The following is a 16607-nucleotide window of genomic DNA, read 5'->3' on the forward strand; positions in this document are numbered from 1 at the left end:
TATTGCTTGACTGGCAGGTACTAAAATGAGTAAAATTATTCGTATATACCTTGACTCATGAACGTCGTTTTTTTAGATAGTGGTCAATAATAGTGATGAATAATAAATGAAAGAGTGATGAGATGAACCGCCTTTTGGAAGTGAAGGACTTAACGATATCTTTCAAGACCCGTCAGGGACTAGTGCAGGCCATTCGTGGCGTAAACTTTCATGTCAATAAAGGAGAGACGCTGGCGATTGTCGGTGAATCCGGCTCAGGCAAAAGCGTAACCTCACAAGCTGTTATGAAGCTGATCCCGACCCCTCCAGGCATTTATCAAAAGGGTCAAATTATGTTTGACGGACAAGAGCTGATTAATAAAACGGAAAAGCAGATGCAAAAAATTCGTGGTAAGGAAATTGGCCTGATTTCTCAGGACCCAATGACTTCACTTAACCCGACGATGAAAGTCGGTAAGCAGATCACGGAAGTGCTTTTCAAGCATGAAAAGATATCCAAGGACGCTGCTCGCAAGCGGGGGATTGAGTTGCTGAATCTGGTAGGTATTCCGCATCCTGAACAGCGTTTTAACCAATATCCGCATGAATTTAGTGGCGGTATGCGTCAACGTGTCGTCATTGCGATGGCATTGGCTGCTAATCCGAAACTTCTGATTGCCGATGAGCCGACGACTGCGCTGGACGTAACGATTCAAGCTCAAATTTTGGAACTGATGAAGGATCTTCAGAAAAAGATTGATACTTCTATCATCTTTATTACTCATGACCTCGGTGTTGTGGCGAAGATGGCGGATCGCGTTGCTGTTATGTATGCAGGGCAAATCGTGGAAACAGGTACGGTTAATGAAATTTTCTATAACCCAAAACATCCATATACATGGGGACTCCTTGCTTCCATGCCTAGTTTGGACAGCCATGGTCAGAAGCTGGCTGCGATCCCGGGAACACCACCGGATCTGCTTCACCCACCTGTAGGGGATGCGTTTGCAGCCCGCAGTTCTTATGCCATGAAAATTGACTTTGAGAAAGAGCCTCCGCTCTATCAATTGTCTGATACACACTTTGTGAAATCATGGTTGCTTCATCCAGATGCACCTGCAGTTGAGCCACCAGAAGCGGTGAAAGCTAAACTTCGCAAGTTGGATAACGCATTTGAAAAGTCGGTTTTAGTTGAACAATACGGCAGTTAAAGCAATATATAATTTATAAATAAGCAGATGATAAATAAAAAAAGGCTGTTTTCTCCGTATGGAATAATATTACGGAGGAAACAGCCTTTTTGGTGTAACACCACAGGTTGCATGAGTCTGTGGTGATTTGTATTATACGGTAGCGCTTACAGCTTGCCGGAACCGGCTTGGGAAGTGACCTCTGCCTTCACGCTGGCGGATGGGGAAATTTTATCGTTCAAGGATGGCTTCCAGCCTACAGAGGAGCTAAGACCCGCGCTGGAGCCTGCGTTTACGGCCTGTCCATTCAGAAGTGTGCCAGTATCTGACAAGGCAGTCCCACCAAAAACAGTCACAATTTTGCCTGCGGATAGTCCCGCAACGTCAATGACATTGTTTTCAGCAAAGATTTTGGAGGATTTGCCTGCGCCCCATATATACAGCGTAGGGTATTCAGAGCGTTTTACATCACCTGTATAGTAATTGTTATAGAGATGGACTTGTCCATAACGTACGCGCGGTGTGCGTTGTACTGTATTCTCATAATAATTGTGATGCAGGGTTACACGTAAAGCCCCTTCATCTGCTGTTTTGCTGTCGCTGTTGCCGATAATGGATGTTTTGTCATGATCGTAAAAGTGATTGTATGAAACGGTAACCAGATCACCCTGGTTAATCACATCGAGCAGTCCATCATGATGTTGGTATTCTTGACCGTAGAAGGTGCCGTTTCCGCTATCGGGGTGAGCCCCGTCATTGAACGTATTGTGATCCACCCATACATGCGTAGCTCCGTTAATGGTAATGCTGTCATATTCTGAATTCCAGTTGCCTGTACTGCCGTCAGTTGGGTCCCACTGCGGGAAATAATCGTAGGCATCCTGAAACTCAATATTACGGATAATGACGTTGTCTGTACCCTTTTTCAGTTGGAAGTTTGCACCATTAATGATAGCATTGTTGCCCAGACCGACAATCGTTGTATTGGATGGGATTTCAATAACGGTACGACTAGCTTGATTCTTCTGTGATGCCTTACGTGCGTCTTCCAATGTACCAGAAGGAACCTTTTTACCCCATGTAGACGGATCATACGCCTTGAGATACGCATTGAAATCATACTTAGGGTCTTTGTAATCGTTCAATCCTAGCGCTTTATTATTGTCATCGACATTGGCATTGATTGTACCTTTGACATAAATAATTTTAGGTGTAGTGTTGCTGCTTTTGCCTAACGCATCGACAAGTTGTTTGCGGTTCGTTACGGTGAAAGTATTGGAGGAAGTAGCAGTAGCTCCACCTGTCGTGCCTGTAGAAAAGGCGGCCCAACCGTTTTTGCTGCCAAGTGTCTCCTTGCCAATATCGCTTGCTGCATGAGCAGGTGCACCCATAGGAGCCAGAGTAGCGAACAATAACACGGCTGCGATTCCGAGTGAACATCTCTTTTTCATAAAATACCTCCGTATATTGGATAAATGGAGTAGACGAACGAGGGAGTCCCGGGTGCTCCTGTAGTTTCTACATGTTCTATCATACTTTGTGTACCAGTATTTGTTAATATAATAAAAGTTACATACTAAAATTTTTGTCGAATTTTTAAATAATTCAATAGAGACCTTCTTTTTCCAATCAAAATGCATATATATAAATGAAAACGTTAACAATCATAGGAAATGGGAATTGTATATATGATTATATGGAGTTATTTCAGTGAATAAAGATAAAATAGTTTTTCTAATAATGTTAACGATTCCAAGTCAAAAAGTGATGAAAAATGACAGGAGAATTATGGATTTTTGTAGTATCCTCAGGTACAATGCTTGTAATAAAGCTGAGGAGGAATCGGCATCATGGCAGAGGATTTAGCAAATGTATTGAAGTTGTTGAAGCAAAAAGAGTGGGTGGACTTGTCCCATGCCTTTTATCCTGAAATTCCCCATTTTCCGGTTTTTGATAACGTTCAGGTGGATACCTTGTTTACCCACGACGATGGCTTTTTTGTAAAACAATACTGCTTTCCAGGGCAGTATGGAACTCATATTGACGCTCCCGTTCATTTTGTGAAGGGGAAACGTTATTTACATGAGCTTTCGTTGAAGGAACTGGTTTTACCGCTGGTTGTCATTGACCGTTCAGCAGCCGTTGCAGCCAATTCCGACTATGAGCTTACGGTCGCGGATATTCTGGATTTTGAAAAAGAGCACGGACGTATTGCCGAACAGTCCTTTGCCGCCTTTCGCAGTGATTGGAGCAAGCGCTGGCCTAATCCAGATGCCTTCTCGAACAAGGACAATGCCGGAGATGCACACTGCCCAGGCTGGTCGCTGGATGCGCTGCGCTTTTTGGTAGAAGAACGGAATGTTGCTGCTATCGGGCATGAAACACTGGATACGGACTCCTCTGTAGCTTATCGAAAAGCGGGCAAACTGGTAGGGGAATATTACATATTGGAGCAGGATCGATATCAAGTTGAGGTGCTGACAAATTTGGACAAGCTGCCTCCGACGGGCGCAATCATTTATAATATCGTTCCGAGCATTCAGGATTCACCCGGTTTTCCGGTGCGCTCCTTTGCTATTTTGCCTTAATCTTGAGCTTAAAAGACCGATTCAGATATCGACATCTGAATCGGTCTTTTTCTAGCGTATACGGGGTAGTGTACAGCGTGAATGACCATTCAGTCCGGCTTGGTTCAAAATCATTGAAACGCCTTATGTGATAATCGTTACAGTAGGGGCCGAGATGGTAGGCTGAGTGGTGATAGTAGAGGTTGTACCGCTAAAATCTGCTATTTCTATAACAACCGGGACACCTGGTGTAATATCTACGGAGGCAATGACCAGACTTGCTGTGGAGAGGGTGAATAAGGAGCTCTGCTGAATGACTCCGTTAATATAATAATTAGAAGAATCTGTGGCTGTTAATGCCGGTAAAGCAACCACGGGAGCATCGGCGTCATCTACGAAGCTGGCAGCAGGAACAGTTGTTTCTGTTGCTCCGATCATCCCGGCTGTAATGGTTGCAAAAAAACGGGTAGTTGCTGGGGTTATGGTCGTGGTTATAGCACCCCCCGTTGACACTGGAGCCGTGGCTACTGCTGTAAATACAGGTTTTATGATTGGCATAGTTCTCATCTCCTTTCTTTACTGGTATGTGGTATGAGCCATTCGCTGGCTCTTAATCAATAAATGATTTTTCAACCTATTCGGAAACGGCATATGAACCTTTCTATTAATAATAGGGTAAATGGAGAAGGTCCTATTTTACTGCACAAAAAATGAAAGCGAATACTTGGAATCTGCATATTACAAATGCCTAAGACTCTAATGAGAGATGTGCATACAATACATAAGCATGAGAGGAGGAGGTGTATACGGCTGGTATGAGGAGACGTGATGCATTACTAAGAAGGCAAGGAAAGAGAACAGTACATTGCAAGATCAACAAACGAAAAAAGTGTAAGCCCAGGTATCCATTCAAAGGTAAAACAAAAACGGGGTTGCATGCCCCAAAGCATCCAAAGCTAATTATTGTACAACGGCGCTTCAGAAATACTCCTGCTAAACGGAAGAGGATGGAGCATACAGGAAAGCAAGGTATGCCCTGTTCAGCAGGTCTTCCAGGTGAAGCCGGGGTGCCAGGAGCGCCAGGAGTGCCAGGAGTGCCGGGAGTGCCAGGAGTACCAGGAATACGGGGCCCTGCAGGAACACAGGGAGCACCGGGAGTGCCCGGTCCAACTGGAGCTCAAGGTAGTGCAGGCGCAACAGGTGCACCCGGTCCTACCGGAGCACAGGGCGTAATCGGTCCTACTGGAGCCCAAGGTATAACGGGTCCAACCGGTCCGGCACCTGACATCTCCAATATTGAAATTGTCCCTACGGCTGAGCGGTATTTTTATTTTACTCCTGATCCGATTGAATCTTCAGTCACGATTATGGCGGATCAATTTTCTGTAGATGGTGTGCAGGGAGCTTCTCAGAGGTTTCATGTCGGAAGCAATAGTTATGCTAATCTGTATATTAACGGAATGTTACAAGAAAGAACGTTGTTCAGCTTGACACCTTCATCGCTGACGATTCACCTCGGCGAAGGGGAGACAATTTCCTCCGGCACACCTATTATTGTGGAAATTGTTCAATTTAGTGTGCGATACAGTGCATGACATCGCTCGCGATAAATACTTCAAGTGATGGGCATTATTTTAAAACCAAAAATGGTTATAGGGTGCAGGTCCTTCAATACGAACACCGAGTTGTTCGGCTGCCTGTCTGGGCCAGAATGGATTACGCAGCAGTTCCCGGCCTACCGCAACCAGATCCGCCCGACCATTACGCAAAATTTCCTTGGCTTGAGTACCGTGAGTAATCAAGCCTACGGCTGCGGTAGCTATACCAGCAGTCTGACGAAATTCAATGACATCTATTCCAGCTTGCGAAGCCCGTACAGCGGCATCTCTGAAGGCAAGCACAAGATTATGGATTTCTTCTAAAGACAGTGCGGAGGTCGCCCGTTCGCGGTGAGGCAAACCAGAGGCGGATACAGCTGTTTCTTGAGGCAACGAGCCCTTGCGTCCGACATGCCAAAGCTGGAGACCGACTTTAGAGCCTTGGTCATGAATGGCTTGCACCACTTTTTGCAGCGGGGAAATGTGCTCGTCGCTCCATATGCCAAGGCTGCCTGAATCTTTTCCCTGCTGGGTGACTGCATGCACTTCAAGCATGATTAGCCCCACTTGTCCTAGCGCCCGAGCGCCGTAATGCAGCGTATGCCAACCGGTTGCTTTTCCGTCTTCTGCCGCTGAGACGGTACCCATGGGAGACATCATAATCCGATTTTTTAGCTCTACATCGCGTATTTGAAGTGGTTGAAACAGTAAGCTCTATTGGGTTCACTCCTTTTTATTAACGGTTCAGAACGCCCGCCTTATTCGGTTACATATGTATTTTATAGGAATAAAATGAGGCAATACACGTATCATTTAACGTATTCATGAACATTCACTTATAAAAACATGGTATTTTAGGTTTATTACGATGGATTTTAAATTAAGCACATAGACAGGATGAGCATGCATAAACATGACTTGCATTTTAGTTAGTATTAACTTACTATAATTTTATGAACAAGAAAACACATGTAGACAGCAAAAAGAAAGATATTCTGCAGGCAGCGATGTGCTTATTTGCAACCAAAGGGATTGACGGGATTTCAGTCAAAGAGATTGGAGAGGCTGCCGGTGTGACGGATGCCGCGATTTATAAGCATTTTAAGAGTAAAGATGCAATGGCCTTGGAGGTATTTGGGCAATATTGTAATAGCTACACCACCTTAATTGACTTCTATCGCAAGCAGAGTGGGAGCTTCGTCAGCCGTTTCCATCAACTGGTGGATGAAGTGCTGAATATGCATGATGAGGACCAGTATGGATTGCTTCTACTATCACAGCATCATGAGCTGTATGTTGAAGCAAGCCAGAGCCAGAATGTGCGTCAGCCGCTGGAGGCGTTGACTGAATTCATCGAACAGGGGATTCAACAAGGTGAACTGCCGAAGCAGGATGTTCAGCTATCCGGTGTGCTCATCATTGGAGCCATTACACGCTTGTCCGTGTCCAGCCTGGAAGGGGAACTTCCACAGCTACTGGCTCCATTGGCAGCAGAGGTCAAACAACGTTTAACTGCTTTATTAAGTAAAGGTCAGTAATGACCTTTTCTTTTTAAATATAAAGTTAGTGTTTTCTAACTAAAGTCATAATATGAAGGTAGGAAGTGGCTTATATGTCTAAAAAAATATTGGTGATTCAAGGGAATCCGGTCGATGGTAGTTATGGAGAAGCGCTGGCTCAATCCTATGTAAAAGGAGCGAAGGCTGCAGGAGCAGAGGTTCGTTTGTTGCAGCTATCCGTGTTGGACTTTAATCCAAATCTATTAGGTGGATATCGTAATAAATTGCCGTTGGAACCTGATTTGATCCAAGCACAGGAGTCGATTAAATGGGCAGAACATCTCGTTTTTGTCTTTCCAATCTGGTGGGGCAGCTTGCCTGCATTAATGAAAGGATTCATTGACCGTACCTTTATGCCGGGGTTTGCGTTTAAGTATCAAAAAGGAAAACCCCTGCCTGACAAGCTTCTAAAAGGAAGAACAGCCCGCCTCATTACAACGATGGACGGTCCGCACTGGTACTATCGATTTTTCCAGGGACAGCCTGGGCATCGGATGATGAAGGATTCCACACTACATTTATGCGGTGTCAAGCCAGTGCGTTCTACGACCATTGATCTTATGAATAAGAGGACAGATCAACAGCGTAACGAATGGCTGAGCAAGGTTGAGCAGCTAGGACGAAGCATGAGCTAGGTTTTCGCCATCTCAATAGCAAACACGCTGATCCATTAACATATAGAGGACATTCGGAAAATTACATTCTAAGAGGATAGAAATGAGGCACAGAAAAATGGAACCAATCATAAATCATGAATGGGATCTAGATGAAAAAGAAGCGGTGAAATTACAGCAGGAGTTATCTTTAAAAGTTACAAAAGAAGATCGATTCCCTGAAATTCAATATGTTGCTGGGGTAGACGTGGCATACAGTGAACAAAGTGATCTCTTAGTTGCGGCCATCGTGATTTTAGATGCTAGCTCATTACAAGTAGTGGAATCCATAGTGGTTGAAGATGCTGTCTATTTTCCCTACATCCCCGGATTGTTTTCATTCAGGGAGCTGCCGCCTATAGTAAAAGCATTGAAGCAAATCAAGACCTTTCCCCAGCTGGTGGTCTGTGATGGACAAGGAATTGCCCATCCTAGACGATTCGGATTAGCCAGTCATTTAGGTGTTATATTTGATATTCCTACAATTGGATGTGGTAAAACGAGGCTATGGGGTGAATTCGAAGAGCCATCTCGAGAACGAGGGGCATGTTCGTTATTAATGGATCATGAGGAGATTATCGGCGGGGCGTTAAGAACCCAGGACAACATTAAACCTTTGTTTGTATCTGTAGGGCATCGTATTTCATTAGAAACGGCCTGCAACTGGATATTAAAGCTTTGTCCACAATATCGCTTACCTGAGACCACTCGACAAGCTGATCAGCTTGTGAGAAAAGCTTTATCACAAATAAACCAGGGGAGTATCTGATCATAATCGCTCTACATAAGGGAAAACACCACAGTGGAGCAACTAGCTCGCATTGTGGTGTTTGGAATAGCTCATGTTTTGCAATCAACGTTATATAAATATCGATGCAACGATTAAAATAAATCCGATCGCTAGACCGGCAGGGCCCCAATAATGCATAGGGATAAAAAACAGACTGTGCTGGGTTCCCATTCGATAGCGTTGTCCTGTTTCCATATCAACGAGCACCTTGTCCGAGTCGGCGTTAAGTGCTTTACCCAAATACCAGATAATAACTCCCGACACAATGAACACAAAAGCCATCGGCAGCCGGGAATCTATGGAGTCAAGCCCAAGAGCGGATACTAAACTGCCGACAATAACGAATAAAATTCCTGGAATAATGATATTTAAAATACCAAAGCCCTTCCAAATAATCACATGAAAACTTCCTTCCTAATTATGTTTACGTTCATGGTGAGTCTCTCGTCGAAATGATTTTCACATCCAACATATGTATTTATCGGTTAAAAGAGAGATTTAGTTTACAATATGACCCATTCATTAGGGAATTTACAATGTGTAAAACTGGAAAATGGAAAAAGCCGTTTCTCCACCTTTTCGTAGTTCCAGCACAAACTGGACTGAAGGAGGGAAATCAGCTTTTTTAATAATCGGATTGAAGTCCTGTGCCTATTCAGCTGCTGCCTTCGCTTGCTCCGCTACGAAAACAACAGGCTTCATAATCCGGCTCAGCATATCCTGCTTTGGACGATTCCAGGTAACCCAGTCATCCAGCAGCAGACCGCCTGTGTCACCGCTATTCGGATTCAGGGACCAATACGTAAAGTACAGGTTGTTGGCACCAATATAGTCTACGAGTACATTTTGCCATTTACCCTCAGGGGAAGACGAATCGACATTGCGACCGCCGAATTCACCAACCAGCACTGGAGCTATGTTTTGCTTACTGATGTAGCCCCAGGTTTGATCCCAAATTGCTGGCAGGTTGGACGGGAAGGTCGTGTCGTTGAACCATGGCTGCGAAGACACACCAGGACCATAGTCATGTGGTGAATATACGACACGGTTCGGCACGTCCAGTACGACAGGATAATTAGCCACACCTGTCAGGTTGCCGCCCCACCAATATTGGCTGTTGTTGCCTTGTACATTATGGTCCACACCTTCTACGAGAATCAGCCAATTTGGATTCACGGACAGAATGGCATTCCCTGCACGCTGCGCTGCGAGACGCCAGTCTGTGGAGACATCGCCTGTTCCCCAGCTTGCCTGACCGTGTGGCTCGTTGTGTAAATCTGCACCGATGACGGTAGGATTGTTTTTATAACGTTCAGCTAACATCTTCCAGTCGCTGATCCAGCGGGACTCAGGGTACTGAGAGGTATACCATAGCTCGGATTGTCCACCTGAGCCTGGGCGGTGACGGTCAAGGATAATCTGAATACCGCGTTGTCCAGCTTTTTCGATCAGCTTGTCCATAATTTGAATCGGAGTCAATCCGACCAGATCAGGATTTTTGTAGTAATCAATACTGTCAGCACGGGAGCTGGAATCAAATAACTGATTGCTGTAAGGCAGACGGATGAGATTATAGCCTTCCTTTTTCACCTGATCCAGCATGTCGTCCATTGAGCGGCTCCACAGTCCATGCAAGGTGTAATTAGGGGTTTCCAGGCCGAACCAGTTCAGACCGTTAAATGCGGCCTCTTTCCCGGATTCATCTACAATCTTGTTTCCTTGGGTGTGATAATATCCTTTCACGCTGGCTGCATCTGCCGAAGGTGGAGTGTACCCATACAGTGTAAGGCCCATGACGAGAGAGGCAATGACGAAAAATGTTTTTTTGAACCCTTTTTTCTTCATGATTCTTGCTTCCTCCTTTATATAAATGATATTGTAACCGATTACATTTTCATTTTATGTTCAAATCTTCCATCAAACAAGTTCATAAAATTCGTATATTTTTAAGATTTTGTTCGAAATTATTAGATTTGCAACAAGGTATATTTAGGTTAGGAGTCCAGCATTTATGGGGTAGGGGTATATTTATTTGTCTCTTCACTTGATTCTGTTCATGAGCTTTGCCGCTACAGCCGTTATGAAAGGTCTGGGTCTCAGTTCGCTGACTACAATCATCGTTGGTTCTTGGGTCATTGGTAGCTACATGGCGGTGTTCCTTACCTGCTCCGGAATGCCAGCAAAAATATTATCAAATCGGATGAGTATACAATTGCTCATGCTTCCATGACTTCTTACATTCTCGGTACCTATCTAGGAAAAGTTTTAGGCAATCGTGAACATGACACCGAAAATGTAAAAATAAATGACCGCATCAGTTTTTTGCGTGATCCCAATGTGGCAACGACCTTGACGATGCTGGTGCTTTTGCTGGTATCTGGACTGGTTGCTGGTTCTGATTATGTCAGCAAATTATCTGACAGCAAAGAATACCTCGTCTTTATCCTCGAACAATCAGCTATTTTTGCTGCCGGCTTGTATATCGCAAAAGCAGGTGTTAAGCTGTTCACGACTGAAATTGTACCCGCTTTCAAAGGCTTCTCCCAAGTGTTTGCACCTGGAGCAATCCCTGGGGTAGATGTTCTGGTACTGTTCGACAAATCACCTAATTCCGCGTTGGTAGGCTTCTTGGTCAGCTTTTTCACAGGTGTTGCCTGCGTCTTTCTTTTCCCGCTTATCGGACTGCCTGTTATTGTACCGGGGATCATGGCCTGTTTTCTCGCTGGCGGTGCAGCCGCGATATTTGGCAATTCTAGCGGTGGTTTTAGAGGAGCAGTCATTTCCAGTTGTCTTAATGGATTTTTGCTCTGTCTGCTGCCGGCTCTCACCTTACCGCTCTTTTCTTTTTTGGGTGCCGAAGGAGTGACATTCGCCGATCCCGACTTTACTACCCTTTCCGGATTACTTTGGCTTATTTTCCGCTGGTTTTAAACTAAACCGATTTATGAATCTTTAAAAATAACTCATCTAAATAAAATGGGTTCTAAATGAGGAGGAATGATTCATGTTTTTTAATGACCAAGATATTCTAATGGATACAGTAGACAGTAATACAACCCGGAAAGTGTTGGCCCACAGTGACCAGTTGATGTATGTCAAAGTGATGTTTGCTAAAGCTCAAACTGGGGAAATCCTGTTGCATAAGCATGTCCATGAACAGGTCACTTATGTATTGAAGGGAAGCTTTAAGTTCATGATCGATCAGGGCGAAACAAAGGATGTGCAGATTGTTAAAGAAGGAGACAGCATTCATTTTCCATCTGACACTCTTCATGGCTGCATCCCGCTGGAGGATGACGGAATTCTGCTAGATGCATTTACACCAGCACGTGCGGACTTCTTATAAATCTCCTTACTAAGCAAGGCTCTTATTAAATTGGAATCCGCTACATTTCATTCTGATCTTTTTTAGAAGAAGACCTGCAAGTATGTTATATTTAACAAACGGCAATCGTGATAAACAGCAGTGTAGTGATTTTTAGAAAAGGATGAGATTATTTTGGAAAACAACGAAACTCAGCAGGAATTTGCAGAAGTATATGAGCAGCTTAAGGTGGCTGCAAACCGAACCTCCGATTGGAAAGCGCGTCTAGCTGCGGTGAATGATCTGGGTGCATGGAAGAACCAGCAGACAATTGACTTGCTGACGCACCGAATGAATAATGATATGGTATATGCTGTTCAGGAAGCCGCTTACCACAAGCTTCAGGAATGGGGAGAAAACGTACAGCCGCCTGTGCGCAAAGAGGGTGAGCTTGTTAAGGGGCTGACGAAGATTCTGGTGCGGATTAAAAAAAGCCTGCCAGCCGACCATACCTATAACGATTTTCGCGAGAAGCTGCACAAGATGAGAGTTGATATTTATGACGCATATGAAGGTGACAAGGGTGCTGAATTTGATCAGTGGCTGGAGCAAAAATGGGCTTCGTTATCCACAAGATAATGTCTGAACCCTGTCATTGAATGTAATGCTGAGGATTATTATTGGTAATGCAAACGAAGTCTTAACAAGGATAAGGTGTTATCTTTGTTAAGGCTTTTTTAATATACATCGTTATTACGTGTTATTATCAAACGTAATGATTCCAAAGAGTGCTGGCCGTTTTCATTAATCTCTGCTAAAAAGATGCCAACAAAGGGGAACGATGAGCTAGAATAGAAAATAGAAAGCGCTATCATTATCAACTTTTCTGCAATGATTCAGGGGGAGAAGGCTTATGCGTTCAAGGTTCCAACCATTAAACACGTTGCGTAATCAGATTTTTATCGGCTTTATATTGGTGATGCTCATTATGATGAGTGTGGCGGGGGCGTTCATTTACCTCAATGTCTCTCACCTGCTAAAAGACAGCGCCGAGCGGCATATTGGTCAGACCGCAGTGCAAGCAAGCGGCAGACTGGATGCATTAATCGGCCAGATGGACAGCCTGACGGAACAAGTGGCGAATCATCCATCTGTTCAGCATATTTTGCTGGAGGAGCGCAATGGGGGCAAGGTGACTTTCGGCCAGCGTCAATCGCTACTGCAAGTGATGCATAGCTATCAGGCTTATATGCCGAGCGTTGGCTCGCTGGAGCTGTATACCGCCGAAGGGAAGATGTTGTTTCCAATTAGAGAAGGCAGTCTGGAGGACCGTATCGGACAGGCGGACATTCGGGAAGCAAATGAGATGAAAGGCAGGCTGGTCTGGATCGGCATAGATCCTGAAAACCCCCAGTCGCTGCTGGCGATTCGGCAGGTGAGCCTGGTAGATCGCTGGTTTTCACGCGGAGGATATCTGATTACCCGCATGGACCGAAGTTATTTTGGGCTAAATGGTACGTCAGCGACCAATGAAGAAGCAAATGAGACCATGCTGCTTGTAGATCGTGGAGGCGAGTTGCTATCGGGTGAACCTATGAATCAGACTAATTTGTTAGATGTATTGCACAGCAAGACACAGACGGTTCATATTGGAGAGCGCGAGTATGTGAAGGCAGTTCAGCAATCGGAACGGACAGGATGGTCGCTGCTGATCCTCATTCCAGTTAGCGTCGTCACAGACGGAATTACGGTTTTACGGACGACACTTATTATTTCGGCGTCTCTTGGTGCCGTATTGTTCCTGTTCATGTCTTTTATGTTGTCAACATTGATTACCAGACCGATAGGTCACTTGATTCAGGCCATGCGTCGTTCACGGGAAGGGGCATTGGCCCTGAATCCAGAACCGGCAGCAGCGGTTGAACTACGGGAATTAAATGCAGAGTACAACACGATGATTGTCGATATCAATGAATTGATCCATGTCATTTGCGAGAAGGAGGCTTTACAAAGCCAGACCGAGCTTAAAGCACTGCAAGCGCAGATCAACCCGCATTTTCTTTTTAACACGCTGGATGCTTTTAACTGGTCGCTACAGGAGAAGGGAGAGGAAGAACTTGCCGGGCTGATGGTGTCCATGTCGCGGCTGTTTCGTTATGTGATCGAACCGGCTCACCATGACTCTTGGGTGACACTTGGAGAAGAAATAGCACAAGTCCGTCGTTATCTGGAACTGATGGAGATGCGCCTGGGCGAACGCCTGAGCTGGCAAATTCATATGCCACCAGAGGCAGCAAGAATTCCGCTTCCTAAGCTGCTGATCCAGCCCATTTTAGAAAATGCAATCTTACATGGTGTCGAAAATCGCATCGGCAATGGCCGTGTTGAAATTCGAATCACTCCTTCGGCGAGGTTGGGCTGGACTAAGATCGAGGTAGTAGATAACGGACCTGGAATGACACAGGAGGAACTTGCAGCTGTGCGTACAGCGTTGATGGAGGGATCTGCTTGTCAGAGCAAGGGAACTGGTATGGGACTGGTTAATGTGCAGCGCAGGCTTGCTCTCTATTATGATAGCGCATCTTATCGAACGGACGGCGTGCTGATCCACAGTGCTGTGCAGGAAGGAACTGTGGTCGCTTTTGAAATTCCTGATGAATACGGGGGGCGGTAGGAATGAGTTTTTCATCCAAGACTATTGTTATTGTGGACGATGAACAAAGAACACGTCAGGGGATACATCAGACACTGGAGCAGTGGGCCTCCGGGAAATACCGAATTATGACATCGGGGAATGGCCTGGAGGCATTACATATGCTGCAAGCGGAGAGGGTTCATCTGCTGATTACAGATGTCCGTTTGCCGGAATTCAGCGGGCTGGATTTAATCCGTTCTCTGGAACGGGAGTCATATCGTCCGGCGATCATTGTGATCTCGGGATATGCGGAATTTGATTATGTCCAGCAGGCGCTTCGTCTCGGAGCCGTTAATTACTTGCTCAAGCCGATCGATAAGCAGGAGCTGCTGAATGCGGTAAATGAGGCGCTTCAGCTGGAAGAGGAGCGGCAGCGATACAAGAAGCTGGACAAGCTGGCTGACCCTGTTCTGCTGGAGCTTGACCTCCAAACGGCTACGCTTAGCGATCCGGTACGGCAAGCCTTCGCCTATATGGCGGAGCATCTACACGAGCCCATTACGATGGCGCAGACTGCGGCGCATTCACACCTGAATGCGAGCTATTTTAGTGTTTTATTTAAGGAGCAAAGTGGTTTGTCCTTCAGCGAATATCTGCACCGGTTGCGGATTCAACGGGCCAAGGAGTTGCTGCTGCATACCCAGTTGACGATTGCCCAGATCGGTGAGCGCTCAGGCTACCGGACAGATAAATATTTTATTAAAGTATTCAAAGCGACCGAGGGGGTAAGTCCCAGCCGCTATAGGCAGCAGATGCGTAAAGGACCGGAGAATATCGACTGACATATAGGCTGCTCACAACCCAATAAAAGTGGAATTATACCCAATGAGCGTACCCTGTTGGAAGCAGGAATAGAGTGCTAAACTTACAAATGATAACGGTTACAAAAAATATAATTACAATAACGGAGGTCTAACGATGTCCAACAAGTATTCAGTTCGTAAGCGCTCACATCGAAAATGGGTTGCTGGGTTGACCCTGCTGCTGTCATTCATGCTAGTGCTGTCCGGTTGTGGTGTTGGTAAGGATGGTCAAGGCGGTTCCAGTGGAGCAGGGGGCAAGGTTACGCTCAAAATGATGCACCTGTGGCCAGAGGGAAGCTCGGCACAGCAAAGCAAGCTTGTAACTCAGATTATAGATCAATACCAAAAGGATCATCCGAATGTCGTCATTCAGCAGGAAGTGCTGGAAAATGAACAATACAAAAACAAACTCAAAGTGCTATCAGCTTCCAATGAATTGCCAGATATCGGTATCACCTGGGCAGCGGGCTTCATGGAGCCTTACGTTAAAGGCGGATTATTTACGCCGATGGATGACCTGCTGCAAGGTTCCAAGCTGAAGGACAAATTCGTACCGGGAACGACCGATGCCTATGCGCTGGATGGCAAAACGTATGCGCTTCCGATCGAATTGAACATAACACCCATTTATTACAACAAAGCCATATTCCAAAAATACAACTTGAAGGTACCTGCGACATTTGATGAATTTAAGCAGGTGGTGAAAACACTCGTAGATCATGGAGTTGCACCGATTGCATTGGGCAATAAAGATCGCTGGACGGGCTCGCTTTGGTACATGTATCTGGCAGACCGTATAGCAGGTAGCGAAACGCTGAAAAAAGCAATTGACGGCTCAGGATCGTTCGATGATCCTGGTTTAATTCAGGCGGCCTCCGAAATTCAGACGCTGGTGGATATGAATGCCTTTAACAAAGGATTTAACGGCTTGTCCAATGATGAAGGAAAATCCGAGTTTATGAACGACAAAGCGGCGATGTATTTGATGGCTACCTGGGAGCTGCCGAATTTTACGACTAATCCCGAAATTCCACAAGCGTTTAAAGATCAAATTGGCTTCTTTAAATTCCCGATGGTTGCAGGCGGCAAGGGCGACGAGAACAGCTGGGTAGGAGGTCCGGGAGTAGGCTTGTTCGTTTCGGAAAATTCCAAAGTGAAAGCAGAAGCCAAAGCATTCGTTGAATACTTCGTAGAAAAATGGGGAGAGCAATCGGTCACACAGGCAGGCGTTATTCCAGCGACAAAAGTGGATACCTCCAAAGAAAAATTGCCCAAGCTGTATGTCGATCTGCTGAATGGGCTGAACGAAGCCAGCAACATTACATTATTCGCTGATGTTCAGATGAAGCCGAATGCGGCACAGGTGCATTTGAATATGATTCAGGCGTTGTTTGGTAAAGCGGTGACACCGCAGCAATTTGCCGACCAGCATAAGGCTGCCATTGAGAAAGGAAATTGAAAATTGACCA

At 45.4% G+C, this 16607-nt stretch carries 18 protein-coding genes; 13 read left to right on the top strand and 5 right to left on the bottom strand.

Annotation, left to right across the window (positions count from 1 at the left end):
* Nucleotides 1-122: 122 nt before the first annotated feature.
* Nucleotides 123-1190 carry an ABC transporter ATP-binding protein gene (locus G7035_RS15415; protein WP_019688254.1) on the top strand — a complete coding sequence of 356 codons (1068 nt, stop codon included), beginning with the start codon at nucleotides 123-125 and terminating at the stop codon, nucleotides 1188-1190.
* 146 nt (nucleotides 1191-1336) lie between these two features.
* Here G7035_RS15415 and G7035_RS15420 read toward each other — a convergent pair whose 3' ends face one another.
* Nucleotides 1337-2620 (bottom strand): pectate lyase family protein, encoded by a 1284-nt coding sequence (locus G7035_RS15420; RefSeq protein ID WP_019688253.1) that lies wholly within the window; start codon nucleotides 2618-2620, stop codon nucleotides 1337-1339.
* A 399-nt stretch (nucleotides 2621-3019) separates the two neighbouring features.
* Here G7035_RS15420 and G7035_RS15425 point away from each other — a divergent pair, with 399 nt between their 5' ends.
* Nucleotides 3020-3757, top strand: coding sequence for a cyclase family protein (locus G7035_RS15425; protein WP_017426786.1), 738 nt, complete (start codon nucleotides 3020-3022; stop codon nucleotides 3755-3757).
* A gap of 123 nt (nucleotides 3758-3880) precedes the next feature.
* Here the strand turns inward: G7035_RS15425 and G7035_RS15430 are convergent, their stop codons facing one another.
* The gene (locus G7035_RS15430; RefSeq protein WP_017426787.1) at nucleotides 3881-4294 is read right to left on the bottom strand and encodes a DUF4183 domain-containing protein; all 414 of its coding nucleotides are present in this window, start codon (nucleotides 4292-4294) and stop codon (nucleotides 3881-3883) included.
* Nucleotides 4295-4743: 449 nt separating this feature from the next.
* On the opposite strand from G7035_RS15430, the gene G7035_RS27680 reads away from it, so the two are divergent.
* A complete protein-coding gene (locus G7035_RS27680) occupies nucleotides 4744-5331 on the top strand; it encodes a DUF4183 domain-containing protein (protein ID WP_019688251.1) in 588 nt (195 codons plus the stop codon).
* A gap of 39 nt (nucleotides 5332-5370) precedes the next feature.
* Here the strand turns inward: G7035_RS27680 and G7035_RS15440 are convergent, their stop codons facing one another.
* Nucleotides 5371-5982: an oxidoreductase gene (locus G7035_RS15440; RefSeq protein ID WP_019688250.1), complete on the bottom strand. Its 612-nt coding sequence runs from the start codon at nucleotides 5980-5982 to the stop codon at nucleotides 5371-5373.
* 305 nt (nucleotides 5983-6287) lie between these two features.
* Between G7035_RS15440 and G7035_RS15445 the strand changes: the two genes are divergently transcribed.
* The 3 genes from G7035_RS15445 (at nucleotide 6288) to nfi (ending at nucleotide 8315) form a co-directional block, all read left to right on the top strand.
* Nucleotides 6288-6872, top strand: a complete 585-nt coding sequence (locus tag G7035_RS15445; protein ID WP_019688249.1) for a TetR/AcrR family transcriptional regulator — start codon at nucleotides 6288-6290, stop codon at nucleotides 6870-6872.
* 74 nt (nucleotides 6873-6946) lie between these two features.
* Nucleotides 6947-7528 (top strand): NAD(P)H-dependent oxidoreductase, encoded by a 582-nt coding sequence (locus tag G7035_RS15450; protein WP_019688248.1) that lies wholly within the window; start codon nucleotides 6947-6949, stop codon nucleotides 7526-7528.
* 82 nt (nucleotides 7529-7610) lie between these two features.
* Complete coding sequence (gene nfi / locus G7035_RS15455; protein WP_019688247.1) at nucleotides 7611-8315, top strand: deoxyribonuclease V; 705 nt, start codon at nucleotides 7611-7613, stop codon at nucleotides 8313-8315.
* Between the two features lie 90 nt (nucleotides 8316-8405).
* Here nfi and G7035_RS15460 read toward each other — a convergent pair whose 3' ends face one another.
* Complete coding sequence (locus tag G7035_RS15460; protein WP_013372497.1) at nucleotides 8406-8735, bottom strand: hypothetical protein; 330 nt, start codon at nucleotides 8733-8735, stop codon at nucleotides 8406-8408.
* 252 nt (nucleotides 8736-8987) lie between these two features.
* Complete coding sequence (locus G7035_RS15465) at nucleotides 8988-10181, bottom strand: glycoside hydrolase family 5 protein (RefSeq protein ID WP_019688246.1); 1194 nt, start codon at nucleotides 10179-10181, stop codon at nucleotides 8988-8990.
* Between the two features lie 187 nt (nucleotides 10182-10368).
* Here G7035_RS15465 and G7035_RS27990 point away from each other — a divergent pair, with 187 nt between their 5' ends.
* The 7 genes from G7035_RS27990 to G7035_RS15495 all read left to right on the top strand — a co-directional run bounded on the left by G7035_RS27990 (nucleotide 10369) and on the right by G7035_RS15495 (nucleotide 16597).
* The gene (locus tag G7035_RS27990; protein WP_230877310.1) at nucleotides 10369-10566 is read left to right on the top strand and encodes a hypothetical protein; all 198 of its coding nucleotides are present in this window, start codon (nucleotides 10369-10371) and stop codon (nucleotides 10564-10566) included.
* Entirely contained in the window at nucleotides 10548-11267 is a 720-nt protein-coding gene (locus tag G7035_RS15470) for a PTS transporter subunit IIC (RefSeq protein WP_230877466.1), read from the top strand. Before G7035_RS27990 ends, G7035_RS15470 begins: the two co-directional genes overlap by 19 nt.
* A 73-nt stretch (nucleotides 11268-11340) precedes the next feature.
* Nucleotides 11341-11682, top strand: a complete 342-nt coding sequence (locus tag G7035_RS15475) for a cupin domain-containing protein (protein WP_019688245.1) — start codon at nucleotides 11341-11343, stop codon at nucleotides 11680-11682.
* A 153-nt stretch (nucleotides 11683-11835) separates the two neighbouring features.
* The gene (locus G7035_RS15480; protein ID WP_016821892.1) at nucleotides 11836-12279 is read left to right on the top strand and encodes a HEAT repeat domain-containing protein; all 444 of its coding nucleotides are present in this window, start codon (nucleotides 11836-11838) and stop codon (nucleotides 12277-12279) included.
* Nucleotides 12280-12553: 274 nt separating this feature from the next.
* Entirely contained in the window at nucleotides 12554-14314 is a 1761-nt protein-coding gene (locus G7035_RS15485) for a cache domain-containing sensor histidine kinase (RefSeq protein ID WP_017426797.1), read from the top strand.
* Nucleotides 14315-14316: 2 nt separating this feature from the next.
* A complete protein-coding gene (locus tag G7035_RS15490; protein WP_017426798.1) occupies nucleotides 14317-15117 on the top strand; it encodes a response regulator in 801 nt (266 codons plus the stop codon).
* A 136-nt stretch (nucleotides 15118-15253) separates the two neighbouring features.
* A complete protein-coding gene (locus tag G7035_RS15495) occupies nucleotides 15254-16597 on the top strand; it encodes an extracellular solute-binding protein (RefSeq protein ID WP_019688244.1) in 1344 nt (447 codons plus the stop codon).
* The last annotated feature ends 10 nt before the right edge of the window (nucleotides 16598-16607 follow it).

The sequence above is a fragment of the Paenibacillus polymyxa genome (assembly GCF_015710975.1).
In the GTDB taxonomy this organism is placed as follows: domain Bacteria; phylum Bacillota; class Bacilli; order Paenibacillales; family Paenibacillaceae; genus Paenibacillus; species Paenibacillus polymyxa.

Coding starts and splice junctions, on each gene's coding strand:
- G7035_RS27680 (WP_019688251.1), top strand. CDS start 4,744: ATGGAGCATACAGGAAAGCAAGGTATGCCCTGTTCAGCAGGTCTTCCA.
- G7035_RS15465 (WP_019688246.1), bottom strand. CDS start 10,181: ATGAAGAAAAAAGGGTTCAAAAAAACATTTTTCGTCATTGCCTCTCTC.
- G7035_RS15415 (WP_019688254.1), top strand. CDS start 123: ATGAACCGCCTTTTGGAAGTGAAGGACTTAACGATATCTTTCAAGACC.
- G7035_RS15450 (WP_019688248.1), top strand. CDS start 6,947: ATGTCTAAAAAAATATTGGTGATTCAAGGGAATCCGGTCGATGGTAGT.
- G7035_RS15490 (WP_017426798.1), top strand. CDS start 14,317: ATGAGTTTTTCATCCAAGACTATTGTTATTGTGGACGATGAACAAAGA.
- G7035_RS15440 (WP_019688250.1), bottom strand. CDS start 5,982: ATGGGTACCGTCTCAGCGGCAGAAGACGGAAAAGCAACCGGTTGGCAT.
- G7035_RS15420 (WP_019688253.1), bottom strand. CDS start 2,620: ATGAAAAAGAGATGTTCACTCGGAATCGCAGCCGTGTTATTGTTCGCT.
- G7035_RS15430 (WP_017426787.1), bottom strand. CDS start 4,294: ATGCCAATCATAAAACCTGTATTTACAGCAGTAGCCACGGCTCCAGTG.
- G7035_RS15495 (WP_019688244.1), top strand. CDS start 15,254: ATGTCCAACAAGTATTCAGTTCGTAAGCGCTCACATCGAAAATGGGTT.
- G7035_RS15425 (WP_017426786.1), top strand. CDS start 3,020: ATGGCAGAGGATTTAGCAAATGTATTGAAGTTGTTGAAGCAAAAAGAG.
- nfi (WP_019688247.1), top strand. CDS start 7,611: ATGAGGCACAGAAAAATGGAACCAATCATAAATCATGAATGGGATCTA.
- G7035_RS15485 (WP_017426797.1), top strand. CDS start 12,554: ATGCGTTCAAGGTTCCAACCATTAAACACGTTGCGTAATCAGATTTTT.
- G7035_RS15475 (WP_019688245.1), top strand. CDS start 11,341: ATGTTTTTTAATGACCAAGATATTCTAATGGATACAGTAGACAGTAAT.
- G7035_RS15445 (WP_019688249.1), top strand. CDS start 6,288: ATGAACAAGAAAACACATGTAGACAGCAAAAAGAAAGATATTCTGCAG.